Origin of the sequence: Marinococcus luteus, from assembly GCF_900106595.1 — a bacterium.
GTDB classification, from domain to species: Bacteria; Bacillota; Bacilli; order Bacillales; family Marinococcaceae; genus Marinococcus; species Marinococcus luteus.
The window spans coordinates 441433-456587 of sequence record NZ_FNNC01000001.1; the positions used below are offsets into that span (position 1 = coordinate 441433).

The following is a 15155-nucleotide window of genomic DNA, read 5'->3' on the forward strand; positions in this document are numbered from 1 at the left end:
GGGAGTCGAATGCTGGCTTTTGAAATAATTACACCATTCACCGTTCTATTATGTTTCCTGGGTGTATTCATCGGCATTATTATGGGCGCGATTCCTGGCATGACGGCTACCATGGCGATCGCAATCTTTCTGCCGCTCACCTACGTACTGGAAATGGTGGATTCTATTGGGCTGTTGATAGGTTTATACGTTGGTGGTATCAGCGGGGGGCTGGTCCCAGCCATCCTGCTGAACATACCGGGAACACCTTCCTCGCTCTGTACGACATTTGACGGTTATCCGATGACGCAGAAAGGCGAAGGAGAAAAGGCGTTAAAAGTAGGTATCACAGCTTCAATTATCGGAGGGTTTTTCAGTTTAACGGTTCTGTATCTCTTTGCTCCTTTTTTAGCTTCTGTGGCTATTGATTTTACCTCGGTGGATAAATTTTTGATTATTGTTTTTGCGCTCACCATTATCGCATCTATCTCTAAGGGAAGCCTTATTGGCGGATTGTTCAGCGGAGTACTGGGAATATTCATCAGTCTGATCGGCCGGTTTCCGGATAATAACGAAATGCGCTTAATGCCGCCAGGTTTAGAGGAACAGCTGGTTTATGGGTTTTCCCTGCTTCCAGTATTGATCGGCCTGTTTGCTGTAGGGCAGATTCTTCAGGAAGCGGAAGAGGGAATGAAACCAGCTTCCCATCAAAAATTAGATCTGAAGAAAACCGAAAAAAATAAATTCAGTCTGAAAATATTTAAAGGCCAGTATATCAACACCGCCCGCTCCTCCTTAATTGGTACGTTCGTCGGTATGCTTCCTGGTGTAGGCGGCAGTGCGGCCTCCATTACGGCCTACTCTCAGACGAAAAACTTTTCAAAGCATCCGGAGCGGTTAGGTACTGGAGAGCCGGAAGGGCTGATTTCGAGTGAATCGGCCAACAATGGGCTGATTGGCGGAGCATTAATTCCGCTGCTTACCCTCGGCATTCCAGGCGACAGCACGACCGCCATACTAATTGGTGCATTTTTACTGCAGGGAGTTCAAGTCGGGCCGCTATTTATTTCCTCAAATCCGGATTTATGGAGCGGTATCGTTATCACTCTGGTCGTGGCAAATATTGCGATGTTTATATTAATGTTTTTCTCTATTAAATATTTCGCGAAAATTGTTTTTATCCCCAAATACATCATCTTTCCTATCATTGTATTGATGTGTGTAGTTGGCTCCTACGCAATTAACAGCGGCATTATGTTTGACGTCTGGACGCTCCTGATATTCGGCGTATTAGGTTATATTTTTCCAAAAATAGGAGTGCAGATTCCTGCATTTTTAATAGGCTTTATTCTGGGCATGGAAGCCGAAAAGTATTTTGTGGACAGTTTAAAGGGAAGCGGAGGCGACCTGACGGTATTTTTCACACAGGGACCGATCGCGATTGTGTTATGGATTTTGATCCTCGGTTCGCTCGTTTATGCGTTTATTGACAGCCAGAAATCAAAGAAAAATCAGGCAAGCACGTAAATGACAAGATAAATTGATAGGAGTGGATATCAATGCATACGAAAAATGAAACGCAAACGCAGGCTCCAACGATCCGTGAAATACAGGTTTTTCCGGTTGCCGGCCGTGATAGCATGCTGCTTAACCTGAGCGGTGCTCACGGCCCGTTTTTCACAAGAAATATTGTCATTCTTAAAGACAGCAACGGCAACACCGGCGTTGGGGAAGTGCCTGGCGGAGAAAAAATTACGCAGACGTTAAGAGATTCGGAGCAATTACTTTTAGGCGCCCCGATCGGAGACTACAAAAATATCCTGAAGCGGATCCAGGAATCTTTCGAGGACCGGGATTCCGGCGGTCGCGGGCTGCAGACCTTCGATTTGCGGGTGACCATTCATGCTGTCACCGCTATAGAATCGGCGCTTCTGGACCTGCTCGGCCAATTTCTGCAGGTTCCGGTAGCTGCGCTGCTTGGTGAAGGCCAGCAGCGGGAAAGTGTACAGACCCTGGGATACTTATTTTATGTAGGGGATCGCAGAAAAACGGATATGCCCTACGTACATGAACACGACGCCGAAGACGAATGGTCGCGCCTGCGCCGCGAGGAAGCGTTGACCCCGGAAGCGATTGTCCGTCTAGCCGAAGCAGCATACGAGAAGTACGGCTTTCAGGACTTCAAGCTGAAGGGTGGGGTTTTGGAGGGCGACGAAGAAATGGCGGCTGTTCAGGCGCTGGCAGAAAGATTTCCGGAAGCCCGGATAACGCTGGATCCCAATGGGGCCTGGTCCCTGGAAGAGGCCATCCGTCTTTGCAAGGGCCAGCATGAAGTACTCGCTTACGCCGAGGACCCTTGCGGAGCAGAGAACGGCTTTTCGGCCAGAGAGGTTATGTCTGAATTCCGGACAGCTACCGGCCTGCCGACGGCGACGAACATGATAGCCACTGACTGGAGACAAATGGGGCATGCCATTCAGTTAAAAGCTGTCGACATTCCATTGGCCGATCCTCATTTTTGGACAATGCAGGGATCGGTTCGTGTAGCCCAGATGTGCCGGGACTGGGGCCTGACCTGGGGCTCCCACTCCAACAACCATTTTGACATCTCGCTTGCCATGTTCACACACGTAGCTGCTGCGGCTCCGGGAACGATTACACCTATTGATACGCATTGGATATGGCAGGACGGGCAAGGCCTGACGAAAAATCCATTTCAAATCCATGATGGAAAAATTAAAGTGCCAGAAACACCTGGGTTGGGCGTGGAAATCGATATGGATAAGATTATCGAAGGAAATGAGCTTTACGAGCAGCAGAACCTCGGTGCCCGGGATGATGCCGCCGCCATGCAGTATTTGATTCCTGATTGGTATTATGATCCAAAGCGTCCCTGTCTGGTCCGGGAATAGAATTAATGTTTCAGCGTGCAATTTCACTCCCAAAAAGCAAAAGGAGGAAGGTCTGCTATACCAGGCTTTCCTCTTTATTATTGGGTTAATAAATTCCTCTTTAAAAGAAAAAAATGAAAATCCCTTATTTTTAACAGAAATGATGATTTATTAACAGTTAATGGGATATAATTGATAGATCAAGCGCGTGTGTTGTAGTACGTTAAGAAAGGCAGGCCAATACATAAAACAAAGGAACGTCCGCGATGAGTAAGGATTATGAACGATTCCGTTCGCTGTACGAACAGGAAATAGAGAAGATGGAACAGGCGGAAAATGAAGAGCTCGTGCAGCTGTATATGGCACAGAACCGTTTTTTCGACTGTATTTTCCGAAGTCGGAAACAGGAAGCCAAAAAAGAGCTGGCAACAATTTACCGGATTATTACGCTTGAGCCGGAAAATGACAAACGCCTGCAGGTGCTCAAGCAGTATTATTTCTTTTTGATCGGTGGTTTTCTGGACCGGTACACCCAAACCTTTTCATTTGATAAAAAAGCGCTCGCCGCCGCGGTAGCGCTGATCAATGTGATGGAAGAATGGAAACGGGAAGAGGAGTTTTACGAAGGGATCCACGTGCTGGTCGACGGGATGCTCGATACCACCTGGAATGAAGATATTGATACCTACAATAATCCGATTATTTCCAGGTTTATTACGCTTGTGGATCAGCAGCTCTATCAGGTGTTGAATACGGACGTTCTTGCAGGGCAGCTGGAGATTTCCCGCAGCCATATCTCCCGGCTCGTGAACGAAGAGCTTGGCACGTCCATTCCGAACTACGTGACCTATAAACGGATTCAGGAGTCGGCATATCTTCTGCAGACGACCATAAGTCCGGTGAAAGTAATCGCCGGACGGCTGGGGTTTTCAAGTGCCAGTTATTTCGGAGTGTGCTTTAAAAGCATCTATGGCTGCACCCCGAGGCAGTATCGTACATTTACTTCCCAGCGGTAATGCATACAGAAAACAGAGGGATAGGACCGGCTGCATGATTTACTGATAAACCACGAACAGGAAAGAGGAAAAAGAGATGCACGCTCAAAACTTGAAACAGGCGATATTAACCTGCCTGGGAGCTAATGATGGTGAAATGGAAATGTCTTCGTTAGTGAGGCATGTGACTCAGACGCTGCCGTTTCCAGTACATGCTAAAGAAATAAGTGATAGTATCAGCAATTTAGAGCAGAAAGACGCCGTGAAAAAAGTCAGATCTTCATCAGGATCGGTGACGGTCGTTTTGCAAAAGAAAGTCTCTCATGGTGCCGGTTTACTGCATAATGGCTGATCTGAGTAAGAAAGAAGCCCTGGTTAGCAATGCAGTCAGGGCTTTTTCGTATTGGCAACTGCTGCCTGAACGCTCCGTATCTGCTAAACCTAATATTTGATTACTCAGGCACCAGCTCAAAGAACTAAAAATTACAAATAATATGAAATTTTAAGAAGAGATCTTTTTCTGCAAAAAAGAATTGACACTTTTCAAAGGCAGGAGTACATTATGGCTTAGACAAAACAAGCTATCCCTTTGAATCGCTGAAACGGCCGGTTTTGGCCGTGCGGGGGACCCACACGTTTTCCCTATGGGGGTGAACCTTTTCAGGCGGAAGACTCTCGCTTCCGAACCCGACAGCTAACCTCGTAAGCGTTAAAAGAGAGAAAGGGTCTTTTATTAAGACCATTGCTTTGTGATGCCATTATGCAGAGGAGTGGATTTTTTTATGCGAAAAAAGATCAAAAAACAACAGTACGCCGTCATTGGCCTCGGCCGCTTTGGAGGAAGCGTGTGCAGGCAGTTATATAATGACGGAAATGAGGTGCTGGCGATTGATAAAGACCTGGCAACGCTCGAGGGATACACCGAATATGCCACACAGGTGACGCAGATCGACACCACCGATGAAAAAGCCCTGCGCTCGATTGGAATATCGAATTTCGATCACGTCGTGGTGGCGATTGGGGAAGACATTCAGGCAAGCATTTTGACGACGCTTCTGCTGAAGGACCTGGGGGTGGCCAAAGTGCACGTGAAGGCTCAGAATCACTATCATCACCAGGTGTTGCAGCGGATTGGGGCCGACCATATCATTCATCCCGAGGTGGACACCGGGCGGAAGCTTGCCCGGCATTTATCGACCGACCGAGTGGTGGACTCCATCGAATTATCGAAGGATTACAGCATTGTGGAGCTGATTGCCACGCCGAAGTGGGATCACAAAAGCCTGCTGGACTTAAACGTGCGTCAGACGTTCGGGATTACGATTCTCGCGATCAAGCGGCAGGAGGAGCTGACGATTGCTCCGGAACCGGAAACTCCGTTTGTTACCGGGGACGTTTTAACCGTACTCGGACGGAATAAGGATATTCAGCTGCTGCAGGCAGAGGGCTTTTAAGCATGCAGGGGCGATGGAAGCATATTAAAGCGCCGTTGAGTCCGGCGCAGACGCTGTCACTGGGATTTCTGATGACGATTGTTATAGGGACGTGCCTGTTAATGCTGCCGGTGGCGACGACGACCCCGATTAGCTTTATCGACGCGTTGTTTACGGCGACGTCGGCAACGACGGTGACCGGGCTGGTTGTCGTAAGCACCGGGCATGACTTCACCACCTTCGGACAGGTGGTAATTATGGTGCTGATCCAGATTGGCGGCCTGGGGCTGATGACATGCGCGATGCTGATTGTTATTCTGCTGGGCCGGAAAATCGGCCTCAAAAACCGGATTCTGATTCAGGAGTCCTTTAACCAGACCTCGGTCGGCGGCATTATCCGCCTAGTGAAAGTGTTATTTATTTTCGCCATTGCGATTGAAACCGTTGCAACCGCGGTGCTGGCGACCCAGTGGGTGCCGGAATATGGGTGGAGCGAAGGCCTGTACATCAGCATTTTTCACGCGATTTCGGCGTTTAATAATGCGGGATTTTCTCTTTGGGATGACAGCTTGATGGGCTACGCAGGCAATCCGGTTGTCAACCTGATCATTACAGCTTCGTTCATCATCGGCGGCATCGGGTTTACGGTGCTGTATGATGTATGGAAGAACCGCCGGTTTAAGGACCTGGCGCTTCATTCCAAAATCATGATTACCGGCACGCTCGTCGTGAACGTGTTCAGCATGCTCCTGATTTTCGCGCTGGAGTTTCACAATCCGAATACGCTTGGCGCGCTGTCGTTTGGCGACAAGCTGTGGGCGTCTTATTTTCAGGCGGTTACACCGCGGACGGCCGGGTTTAATACGCTGGATACGGCGAGCCTGGATCCGGAAACGACGGTGTTTCTTCTTGCATTGATGTTTATCGGGGCCGGCAGTGCCTCGACGGGAAGCGGCATCAAGCTGACCACGTTTCTCGTGATTGTGTTGACCATGATCGCCTATTTGAGGGGGAGAAAGGAGCCGGTTGTTTTCAGCCGCTCGTTGTCTGTTCCATTGATTGAACGGGCGCTCACAATTGCGTTGATTAGCGGGCTGGCTGTGTTTGTCGGTATATTTTTTCTGACGATGACAGAGGAAGCACCGTTTAACGAAATTATTTTCGAAGTGTTTTCCGCTTTTGGCACGGTGGGGCTGTCGCTCGGCTTAACCGCTGATCTCAGCACGTGGGGGAAACTCGTGATCATTGTAATCATGTTTATCGGAAGGGTCGGCCCGGTGACGCTGGCCTTCGCGCTTGGGAAGCCGCGCGAGGACCGGGTGCGGTACGCTAAAGGCGATATCTTTACCGGTTAAACCAGTCAGCAGGCAAAGAGCTGTCTCTACATAATAGAGGCGGCTCTTTTTAAGGTTCATGGCGGGAAAAGTGTAGTATTTCTGCGATGAATTGAAGAAGGGTTAAGCCTTTTTCTTGTTTTAAAGTGGACTTTAAGGGTTACACTGAATGCATCACTCATCCAGGGATCTTGGAGAAGTGAGGATAAGAACAAACATATTAAGGATAAGGTGGGACTCAGTTATGAAAGCAAACATTATGTACGAAGCGGGCGACGTCCGCGTGGAAGACGTACCGAAGCCACAAGTGCAGGAGCCGACAGACAGCGTGTTGAAGGTCGTCGCTGCCTGCATATGCGGAAGTGACCTGCATCCGTACCGCCATATGCATGCCCATGAACAAGGCGGAGGCGAACCGATGGGCCACGAAGTCATCGGTCGAATTGACGAAATGGGCTCCGGCGTGACGGACTTCAAAAAAGGCGATCTCGTCGTAGTGCCGTTTGCGTATGGGGACAATACGTGCCCGTACTGCCAGGAAGGGCTGCAGACGTCCTGTGTGAACGGCGGATTTATGAGCGGCTGCCAGGCAGAATACGTACGCATCCCGCAGGCGCAGGGAAGCATGTTTAAGCTTCCGGATGAAATCGGTGATGATTCGCCGCTGCTTCCGTCCCTGTTGACGATTTCGGATGTTTACGGTACCGGCTACCACGCAGCAGTCATGGGCGGCGTAAACGAAAATACGACCGTCACAGTAGTGGGCGACGGAGCTGTTGGACTGCTTGCTGTGCTGTCCGCGAAAAAACTCGGCGCGCAGAAAATTATTTTAATGGGACGCCACAAGGAGCGTACCGACCTCGGAGTGGAATTCGGTGCCACCGACGTTGTTTCCGAGCGTGGGGATGAAGGCATTGCCAGAGTCCGCGAGCTGACGAACGGTGAAGGAACCCACGTTGTGCTTGAGTGTGTCGGGCTGATGCCGGCGTACGACATGAGTGTAGGAGCTGTCCGTCCTGGCGGCGTAATCAGCCGTGTGGGCGCGCCGCAGTATGAAGAGGCGGCGGTAGGTTTTGGAAGTCTTTTCAGACACAATATTACGCTCACGGGAGGTCCTGCGCCTACCCGTGCCTACATGGAGGAGTTGCTGCCGGATATTCTGGACGGCTCTCTCAATCCGGGCCGTGTGTTTGACGTCACGATGGGAATCGAAGACGTTCCGGAGGGCTACCGGGCCATGAATGACCGCGAAGCGCTTAAAGTATTGGTCAAGCCGTAAGATAAGCGAATAACTGCCAAAGGGAAAACACATTCATTTGTGTTTTCCCTTAATTTTTTCTATGAATAATTATTTTTACATAAAGAGTTTTAAAATACGTTTTGTCATTACTGAAGCTGATTGCGTATCTTTACCAGACGAGCTGCTGTCAAACCGCTCCTTATGATGGAATTAATCATCTTCACGTTTTCTTTACATGTCGGTGTCAATATATAAGTACGTAGACAGTAAGGTTTAATCCGCTCACGAATTGGTGAAAATTCATTGCTTAAAAGTAAACCTATATACCCATTAAGGGTATATAATGAAAGTAGGAGGAGGGATAGCTATGATGAATGGAAGCATGGCAGTAATGTCTCTTGGCATGTGGATTTGGATGTTTTTTCTTATCGCGCTTGTAGCTGTGGGTATTTATGTTATTGTTCGATTAGCAGTAAAGTCACAAAACAGCAGCAACGATCCTTCATTAAGTACGCTTCGGCAGCGTTTTGCCAACGGGGAGCTGACGGAGGAAGAATTTAAGCAAAAAAAGCGTGTGCTTCAAAACAATAAATGAATGGTGCCCGGGAGCCTTCTTTCATCATTGAAGAGGGCTCCCCCTCATTTCGCTGCGGGATATTGTTGTACCCGGGCCGGACTCAGTGCCCGTTACATAGGGAAGGGATGTGAAAATTTGCGCAGGATGCTTCGAATGTTTTCCGGGCATATTACCATAAAATTAGCAGCTATTTTGTTCTCATTGTTTTTAGTAGTGTTGATCCCTCTCGCTTTCGTTATCCATGAAGTGATTTCCGGTTTTTTCTTTGAGCATGAGGTGGAAGAAATGAAGCAGAGCGTGTCTCATTACGAATCGATGTACGAAGAAAATGGCACGATTGCAACAGGGGTTCTGGAAACACTGACGAAAGAACACCAGGACGTTTATGTATTAAATGAATCCTTTCAACCGAACCGGCACGTGGGCCAGAATACTGATGATTTCATTTCCGGCATTCCGGACGGGGAACGCGAGGAAATACAGTCAGGCGGGATGGTCGAGCGGGAATACACAGACGAAGCGACGGGGGAAAAATATTTTGTGGTCGGCAGTCTCCTGCAGGACGGCGGGGAGGAGTCAGAAAGCATTTATCTTTTTTCATCCCAATCTGCGATCGAAGCAGAAATCCAGGAGGTGCAGCGTCTCATTACGCTCGCGGTCGTCGGGGCATTCCTCCTTGCGTTTGCCTGTATCATTATTCTCGTCCGGCGGATCACTCTTCCTTTATTACAGATGGAACAGGCAACCCGGCAAATCGCAAAAGGAGAACTTGAGGTGAGGGTCCACCATCCGTCTAAAGACGAAGTAGGGTCACTCGGGACGGCAATTAATGACCTGGCTGAAGATTTAAAACAGTACCGGGATGCCCGGAGAGCTTTTCTGGCGGATATCTCCCATGAGTTACGGACGCCAGTCACATACATTAAAGGCTATTCCCACATTCTGAAGGAAAAACTGTACGATCAAAAGGAGGAGGAAGATGCGTACCTTACGATTCTCTCCGACGAAGCTGAACGGTTAAATCGTTTGGTGGAGGAATTGTTCGATCTGGCGCAAATGGATGACGGTCATATGAAATTAACCAAAAAACATCTGGCGTTAGCTCCGATGCTCGAGCGGATTGTCAAAGGGTTTGCTCTGCCGGCCCGCCAGCAGGGACTGGAACTGGACATAGACGTAGAGGAAGGACTGATTGTCTACGGAGATGAACTGCGGCTGGAGCAGGTATTCATGAACCTGATGACGAACGCCCTGCGTTACACGGAAAAAGGAAGCATCTCGATTCGCGGCGGCCGCAACTCCGCTCATCAGCCGGTCATCACAGTAACAGATACAGGCATAGGAATCCCCCAAAAGGAACTGCCGTTTATTTTCGACCGGTTTTATCGTGTAGACAAATCCCGGTCGCGCGAAGGCGGGGGTACGGGCCTGGGACTCGCGATTGTGAAGCAATTAATGCATGCTCATGATGGCGATATTCAGGTTTCGAGTGTCCCGGGAGAGGGCACGTCATTTATATTAACGTTTGCCCGACCCGAAAAAAATGCGCAGTGAGGAAAAAATTTAATGCTCTTCACAGTTTCTTCACATCAAGTGGGCACAATAAAACCAGGCAGGCGGGAGAGGGAATATCAAAAAAGAGAGGATGGTTTCAATGACCTACGAAGAATGCGTGCAAGAGTGCCTTCGTTGTATGGAACAATGCAACCGCTGTTTTGATGACTGCCTGAAAGAAGACGATGTGAAGATGATGGCAGATTGTATCCGTCTCGACCGTGAATGTGCGGATATGTGTGCCTTTGCAGCAAAAGCAATGCAAAGCAACAGTCCTTTTGTGAAAGAAATCTGCGCCCTGTGCGCAAAAATCTGCCGCGCCTGCGGGGATGAATGTGCCAAGCATGAGCATCATCAGCACTGTAAAGATTGCGCTGACGCCTGCTACCGCTGTGCAGAAGCATGCGAACAGATGGCAAAATAACATGAAGGTACAGGGAACCGCTGGACCACGTCCGGCGGTTTTCTTCTATTATATAATGAACGTACATAGACTACTGATGATAAAAGGAAGTGAAGGTAATGAAACCTAAGGAAACCTACCACATTCTGGTAGTCGATGATGAGTTTCCGATGAGGCAGATGCTTCGTATCTACCTGCAGCACGGAGGCTATCAGGTCACAGAGGCTGCCGGAGGAGCAGAAGCGTTAAACCAGTGGCGAAAGCAGTCATACGACCTGGTGATACTAGATCTTATGATGCCTGGCACAGATGGATGGACGGTTTGTGAAACGATTCGTTCTTCCAGTGCTGTGCCGATTTTGATGCTTACGGCACGCGCCGGCCTGGAAGACAGAGTGGAAGGTCTGGAGCTGGGAGCGGATGATTATCTGGCCAAGCCATTTGAAGCCAAAGAGCTGCTTGCCCGCGTGCAGGCGCTGCTCCGCCGGTCGTATGATTTTCCCGTATCATATGAACCGTCCCAGGAAATTGAACGGGGGGCGCTGCGGGTGAATCCGGAGAAACGTTCGGTGTATGTATCGGAAGAAGAAGTTGTATTGACGCCGAAGGAATTTGAACTGCTTCATACACTGATCGCAAAGCCAGGGAGGGTCTTCAGCCGGGAATTGCTGCTCCAGCAGATTTGGGGCATGGATTACATGGGGGACGTTCGTACAGTAGATACGCACATGAAAAATCTCCGGCTCAAGCTGAACGCGTTCTATCACGAAAAAAATCCTGTTCACACTGTATGGGGTGTCGGCTACAAGTTTGAAGAATCATAATGCCACCCGCGCCAGGGCAGTCAGAAGCGGGAAGGGGGAAAGGACAATGAAGTGGTTGGAATGGATAACGGCAGGAGTATTAATTATTGTTGGCCTGGGCTGCTTGACGATGTCTGCAGCATGGGCTGCGCCTTTTACGAACGTGCATACGTTTATGCATCAATTGTTTCTGGTGTGCTCCTGGGTGTTTCTGCCGCTCGGTGCTTTTCTGCTTATTTATTACGCGCTGATGAAAAAGTAGAGACTGTAGAAGGAGGCTGCACATATTAAAGCGGATCTATCCATTGACTGATCCGGACGGTTTGATCGACAGGAAGATAAAAGGCTTCGTGTGTTTGTATGTCCCTAACAAGCGGCAGGGTGGGAAGATCTTCATCAATATCGGCGATAACTGCCGTGGCCCCGCTCGTTAATTGGACGGTGGCGCCTGTTGGAAAGATCCCGAGAAATTCGCAGAAAACGCGAATATATTCAGGCTCCAGCGGCCCGGCTTCCTTTCGTAGCAGATGCACCGCCTGAAGCGGGGATACAGCTCGAAGGTAAGGCCGGTCCAGCGATAGAGCGGAATAGACGTCAAGCACAGATAACAACCGGACAGGATCTTCAAGCTTGGAGGCCGGGGCTCCATTTGGATAGCCGCTGCCATCCATGCGCTCGTGATGCCGGTAAGCCATGGATGAAATAAATTCAGAAAACCCGCGGTCTTTTAATATGCTGTACCCCTGCTTGGCATGGCTTTTTAACATTTTCCATTCCGCCAGCGTAGGGGTTTTTTGTTTTGTTAAAACAGTACGGGGAATCGCAGTTTTGCCAATATCATGAAGCAGCAGCCCGCAAGCTATTTCACGTATGTTCGGCCATTCCAGCTGCTGAGCAACCAGAGAGCCGAGAAGAAAGACGTCAAACGAATGCCGGTAGGTATACATATCCCAGGCTGCCAGCTGTTGAAATAATTGGCGCACGGCCTTGTCCTTCAGCAGCGAATGGAAAAGATGCTCGAGCCAATGATAATAGGCGGGCTGCTGTAACTTGCCTCCTAAACGAAAGCTGTTGTCGAGGCCTGATGTATTTTTCAAAAACAAGCGGCGGTCTTCAGGGCTGATCGGCATGTTTGTCTCACCTCTTTTTTTATGGGATATAAACATAATCGGAGCTGTGTTCGGCGGTTTAAAATAAACCAAAAGCCCCTGGTTGAAGGGGACTTTTGGTTTGACGCCAGTGCAGCTGCTCCGTAAAACGCCGGTTATTGGCTGCGTAGTTCGCTTTCCGTGAGCCATTTGTGATTTGTCACTTCTTCGCCGCCCGTCGTGGTAAAGTCCACCATGTAAACAGTAGTGCGTTCCGCTCTGTCAATGGTGGCGGTGGCACCTTCCATGCCCTCCATGTGAGTGGCATCAATTTCCGCTGTGTCTCCCGGCTGTAACGATCCCTCCCCTGCGTTGTTTAATTCTTCATGGATAACCCATTTGTGGTTCTCCACAGGTTCTCCGCCATCTGTAGGCTCGAAGGTAACTGCATAGGCGGTGGTATCGTAAGCACCAGCGATAGTGGCGGTGGCACCTTCCATGCCTTTCATGTGGTCGGCTTCAATTATGGCTTTATCGCCTTCCCCGAATTTAGGATTTTCCTCTTGCTGGAGAGCCTCCGGCACCTCTCCCGAACTGGAATGATTCATACCGCCGTGGCCATCCATGGATTCGCTCATTTGGTGATGGGAATCGTTCCGGTCATTGTTCATCATTTGCTGATGGTCTTGTTGATCCATGTTTTCCATCATGTGTCCCATAGTTTCCGGCCCAACGATGCCATCAGCCTGAAGGCCGTGTTCACGCTGGTAGTGCTTAACGTTCTCCTGCGTTTTTGGACCAAATATCCCGTCCGTTTTAGTTTCAATGTTCTGGTCGGTTAATAGGCGCTGAACATGGTATACGTGCATGCCGGAGTCTCCGGTGCGTAAAAGCTTCATGTTTTCGCTCATGTGGCTTTGAAACGCCATCATGGTTTGTGGACCAACGATGCCATCGGCAGTTATGCCTGCCTGTTCCTGAAAGCTTTTTACGCTTTGTTTCGTTTCAGGACCAAACAGGCCGTCTGCCCTGGTGAAAATCCCGTAGTCCTGCAGTGTTTGCTGGAGCATGTGTACCGTTGGTCCCTGCATGCCTTCGTCCATCATACCGGAAGAATGCATTTCTTCATGATGGTTTGACATGGAGCTTTCAGCATGCGGGCCATCACTTTGAGAAGCGTCCATCGTTGCCGGGGCAAACAAAAGGCCAAAAGCAGCTGCCGTTGCCGCCCATTTTGTGTGTTTTTTCATTGTATTGTTTTCCTCCCTGGCGTATAAAAGTGGGTACACTAATAGTTGTACCTCTTAGGTATGGAGAAACTGTGAAGATTCTGTAAAAAACTTTATTGAAAGTGTTATCCATTCCGGAATTGTGTGCGGACGGCTTTCTGTAAACCACTCCTTAATACCTGGCCTGAAAGGGAAGCGTTGCTCAGTAGAGGTACTGCAGTGTTGTTATTAACGAAAAGCTGCTTCCAAAATTTTCTGGAAGCAGCTTTTTTCGTATGCTGTTAGCTGTTGGCAGGTCTCAGGAGCGGTACTCCTGATTGCGGGGACGTTTGCGAATCATCGGCACCCATTTCATGTGCGTCCCGATCCGCCATACCCATTCCAGCGGGCCGTAGTAAAAGTATTTCAGCCACACCGGGCTGGCAAGTAGCTGGGCGGCAAACACGAGCAGGCCGATGAATAACGCGAACACGTAGCCTGGTGGATCCCAAATGCCCATGCCGTTAAAAAACGTCCGTCCGCTCTCCCGGAACAGGCTCACGAAAATGACCGACTGCAGGAGATAATGGGTGAAGGTCAATTTCCCGACGGCGGTAAATGGTATAAGAAAGTTGGAGATGCTTTTGCGGCTGGTGCCGGCCAACAGCAGTCCGAGACCTACGCCTAAGCTCACCAAAAACGCGTACACATCGTCGAGATGAGCGACAAGCGGGCTGCTGGCTCCGGCATACAGAGCGGCTTTTCCAAGAAGACCGGAAAGCAGAAAGACTGCGGCGATCCGCCATTTACGATCGCGATCATCCAGGGCTCTTGAAAAGATGCCGCTGCGGTAGGCGTACATCCCAAAAAAGAAATAGCCGAGGTGGTCGATCATCGACGACCATTCAATCAGCAGGTATTCCACACCGGTCGGATAGGTTTGATTCGGGGGCAGGGCGTCTTTCATCCACTGCTCCGGATTCATCTGTACGGACGTGTAGCCGTCCAGCAGGTCGACACCGGTGGAATAGCCGAGCCAGAACAGGAACGCAAGCCCGAGCAGCCAGTGGGTCGGGAGCCGGAGACAGGTGAGCAGCACGAGCCCCGCGCTGGCGTACATAAGCAGAATATCGCCCGCCCATATCACGTAGCCGTGCAGGCCCCCGACAAAAAACAGGATCACAAGCCGCCGGATAAGGGTCGGATAGGGATTTGTGCCCTTCGTATGCAGCCGGCTGTAAATCAGCACGAGGCTGATGCCAAACATCATCGCAAACAGCGGCCGGGCGCTGTCCTCGAAGACGACGGCGACGGTCGTTTCAATGGCGGTGCCCAGCCAGGTCGGATTGGCCGGATTCACCAGCGCGAGGCCGAAGATATTCACGATAAAAATCGCAAACAGGGCGAAGCCGCGTATTTGATCGAGCATGCTGATGCGTTGAGCTTGATCGTTAGGATATGGGGTAGTCACTGGAGATCCTTCTTTCTCGTTGGGAAGCTCTTTCTCTAAGACGTCGGTAAAATACAAAGCGTTTACAGCAAACCCTTATTATCATAAGCGAAAAATGTGAAGAAAGTATGAAGTCTTTTATTTTACTGCCTGACAGTAAATAAATATCAATTAATGTTTATAAATGCACTTGGATAAAA

Annotated in this window: 15 protein-coding genes, 1 pseudogene and 1 riboswitch; of the genes and pseudogenes, 12 read left to right on the forward strand and 4 right to left on the reverse strand. The window is 49.5% G+C overall.

What is annotated here, in order from left to right; translation table 11 throughout:
• Positions 1-9: 9 nt before the first annotated feature.
• From BLV22_RS02095 to BLV22_RS02150, 12 genes are all read left to right on the forward strand, one after another.
• Positions 10-1506, forward strand: coding sequence for a tripartite tricarboxylate transporter permease (locus BLV22_RS02095; protein ID WP_091610628.1), 1497 nt, complete (start codon positions 10-12; stop codon positions 1504-1506).
• A gap of 32 nt (positions 1507-1538) precedes the next feature.
• Complete coding sequence (gene gudD / locus BLV22_RS02100; RefSeq protein ID WP_091610630.1) at positions 1539-2891, forward strand: glucarate dehydratase; 1353 nt, start codon at positions 1539-1541, stop codon at positions 2889-2891.
• A 245-nt stretch (positions 2892-3136) separates the two neighbouring features.
• Entirely contained in the window at positions 3137-3886 is a 750-nt protein-coding gene (locus BLV22_RS02105; RefSeq protein ID WP_091610632.1) for a helix-turn-helix domain-containing protein, read from the forward strand.
• 76 nt (positions 3887-3962) lie between these two features.
• Positions 3963-4217 carry a hypothetical protein gene (locus BLV22_RS02110; protein WP_091610633.1) on the forward strand — a complete coding sequence of 85 codons (255 nt, stop codon included), beginning with the start codon at positions 3963-3965 and terminating at the stop codon, positions 4215-4217.
• Positions 4218-4450: 233 nt separating this feature from the next.
• A riboswitch (cyclic di-AMP (ydaO/yuaA leader) is annotated at positions 4451-4590 on the forward strand.
• A 57-nt stretch (positions 4591-4647) separates the two neighbouring features.
• The gene (locus BLV22_RS02115; RefSeq protein WP_091610635.1) at positions 4648-5319 is read left to right on the forward strand and encodes a potassium channel family protein; all 672 of its coding nucleotides are present in this window, start codon (positions 4648-4650) and stop codon (positions 5317-5319) included.
• A gap of 2 nt (positions 5320-5321) precedes the next feature.
• Positions 5322-6653 (forward strand): TrkH family potassium uptake protein, encoded by a 1332-nt coding sequence (locus BLV22_RS02120; RefSeq protein WP_091610638.1) that lies wholly within the window; start codon positions 5322-5324, stop codon positions 6651-6653.
• Between the two features lie 223 nt (positions 6654-6876).
• Positions 6877-7911, forward strand: a complete 1035-nt coding sequence (locus BLV22_RS02125) for a zinc-binding dehydrogenase (protein ID WP_091610641.1) — start codon at positions 6877-6879, stop codon at positions 7909-7911.
• Positions 7912-8239: 328 nt separating this feature from the next.
• Complete coding sequence (locus tag BLV22_RS02130; protein ID WP_176967604.1) at positions 8240-8467, forward strand: SHOCT domain-containing protein; 228 nt, start codon at positions 8240-8242, stop codon at positions 8465-8467.
• Positions 8468-8602: 135 nt separating this feature from the next.
• The gene (locus BLV22_RS02135; protein WP_176967605.1) at positions 8603-10003 is read left to right on the forward strand and encodes a sensor histidine kinase; all 1401 of its coding nucleotides are present in this window, start codon (positions 8603-8605) and stop codon (positions 10001-10003) included.
• Between the two features lie 91 nt (positions 10004-10094).
• On the forward strand, positions 10095-10427 hold the full coding sequence (locus tag BLV22_RS02140) for a four-helix bundle copper-binding protein (RefSeq protein WP_091610649.1): 333 nt from the start codon (positions 10095-10097) through the stop codon (positions 10425-10427).
• A 98-nt stretch (positions 10428-10525) separates the two neighbouring features.
• Complete coding sequence (locus BLV22_RS02145) at positions 10526-11230, forward strand: response regulator transcription factor (RefSeq protein WP_091610652.1); 705 nt, start codon at positions 10526-10528, stop codon at positions 11228-11230.
• 46 nt (positions 11231-11276) lie between these two features.
• Positions 11277-11471, forward strand: coding sequence for a hypothetical protein (locus BLV22_RS02150; protein ID WP_091610656.1), 195 nt, complete (start codon positions 11277-11279; stop codon positions 11469-11471).
• A 25-nt stretch (positions 11472-11496) separates the two neighbouring features.
• On the opposite strand, the gene BLV22_RS02155 is transcribed toward BLV22_RS02150, so the two are convergent.
• The 4 genes and pseudogenes from BLV22_RS02155 to BLV22_RS02165 form a co-directional block, all read right to left on the reverse strand.
• Positions 11497-12339 (reverse strand): HD-GYP domain-containing protein, encoded by an 843-nt coding sequence (locus BLV22_RS02155; RefSeq protein WP_176967606.1) that lies wholly within the window; start codon positions 12337-12339, stop codon positions 11497-11499.
• A 134-nt stretch (positions 12340-12473) separates the two neighbouring features.
• Positions 12474-12971 carry a YdhK family protein gene (locus tag BLV22_RS15165; RefSeq protein WP_425433784.1) on the reverse strand — a complete coding sequence of 166 codons (498 nt, stop codon included), beginning with the start codon at positions 12969-12971 and terminating at the stop codon, positions 12474-12476.
• A gap of 93 nt (positions 12972-13064) precedes the next feature.
• Positions 13065-13547 (reverse strand): annotated as a pseudogene (locus BLV22_RS15170) (peptidoglycan-binding domain-containing protein); the annotation flags it as partial.
• Positions 13548-13824: 277 nt separating this feature from the next.
• Positions 13825-14976 carry a DUF418 domain-containing protein gene (locus BLV22_RS02165; protein WP_091610664.1) on the reverse strand — a complete coding sequence of 384 codons (1152 nt, stop codon included), beginning with the start codon at positions 14974-14976 and terminating at the stop codon, positions 13825-13827.
• Between the last annotated feature and the right edge of the window lie 179 nt (positions 14977-15155).

Excerpts from the sequence above, each read along its gene's own strand:
- BLV22_RS02095 (WP_091610628.1), top strand. The coding sequence starts at position 10 with ATGCTGGCTTTTGAAATAATTACACCATTCACCGTTCTATTATGTTTC.
- gudD (WP_091610630.1), top strand. The coding sequence starts at position 1,539 with ATGCATACGAAAAATGAAACGCAAACGCAGGCTCCAACGATCCGTGAA.
- BLV22_RS02105 (WP_091610632.1), top strand. The coding sequence starts at position 3,137 with ATGAGTAAGGATTATGAACGATTCCGTTCGCTGTACGAACAGGAAATA.
- BLV22_RS02110 (WP_091610633.1), top strand. The coding sequence starts at position 3,963 with ATGCACGCTCAAAACTTGAAACAGGCGATATTAACCTGCCTGGGAGCT.
- BLV22_RS02115 (WP_091610635.1), top strand. The coding sequence starts at position 4,648 with ATGCGAAAAAAGATCAAAAAACAACAGTACGCCGTCATTGGCCTCGGC.
- BLV22_RS02120 (WP_091610638.1), top strand. The coding sequence starts at position 5,322 with ATGCAGGGGCGATGGAAGCATATTAAAGCGCCGTTGAGTCCGGCGCAG.
- BLV22_RS02125 (WP_091610641.1), top strand. The coding sequence starts at position 6,877 with ATGAAAGCAAACATTATGTACGAAGCGGGCGACGTCCGCGTGGAAGAC.
- BLV22_RS02130 (WP_176967604.1), top strand. The coding sequence starts at position 8,240 with ATGATGAATGGAAGCATGGCAGTAATGTCTCTTGGCATGTGGATTTGG.
- BLV22_RS02135 (WP_176967605.1), top strand. The coding sequence starts at position 8,603 with ATGTTTTCCGGGCATATTACCATAAAATTAGCAGCTATTTTGTTCTCA.
- BLV22_RS02140 (WP_091610649.1), top strand. The coding sequence starts at position 10,095 with ATGGTTTCAATGACCTACGAAGAATGCGTGCAAGAGTGCCTTCGTTGT.
- BLV22_RS02145 (WP_091610652.1), top strand. The coding sequence starts at position 10,526 with ATGAAACCTAAGGAAACCTACCACATTCTGGTAGTCGATGATGAGTTT.
- BLV22_RS02150 (WP_091610656.1), top strand. The coding sequence starts at position 11,277 with ATGAAGTGGTTGGAATGGATAACGGCAGGAGTATTAATTATTGTTGGC.
- BLV22_RS02155 (WP_176967606.1), bottom strand. The coding sequence starts at position 12,339 with ATGCCGATCAGCCCTGAAGACCGCCGCTTGTTTTTGAAAAATACATCA.
- BLV22_RS15165 (WP_425433784.1), bottom strand. The coding sequence starts at position 12,971 with ATGATGAACAATGACCGGAACGATTCCCATCACCAAATGAGCGAATCC.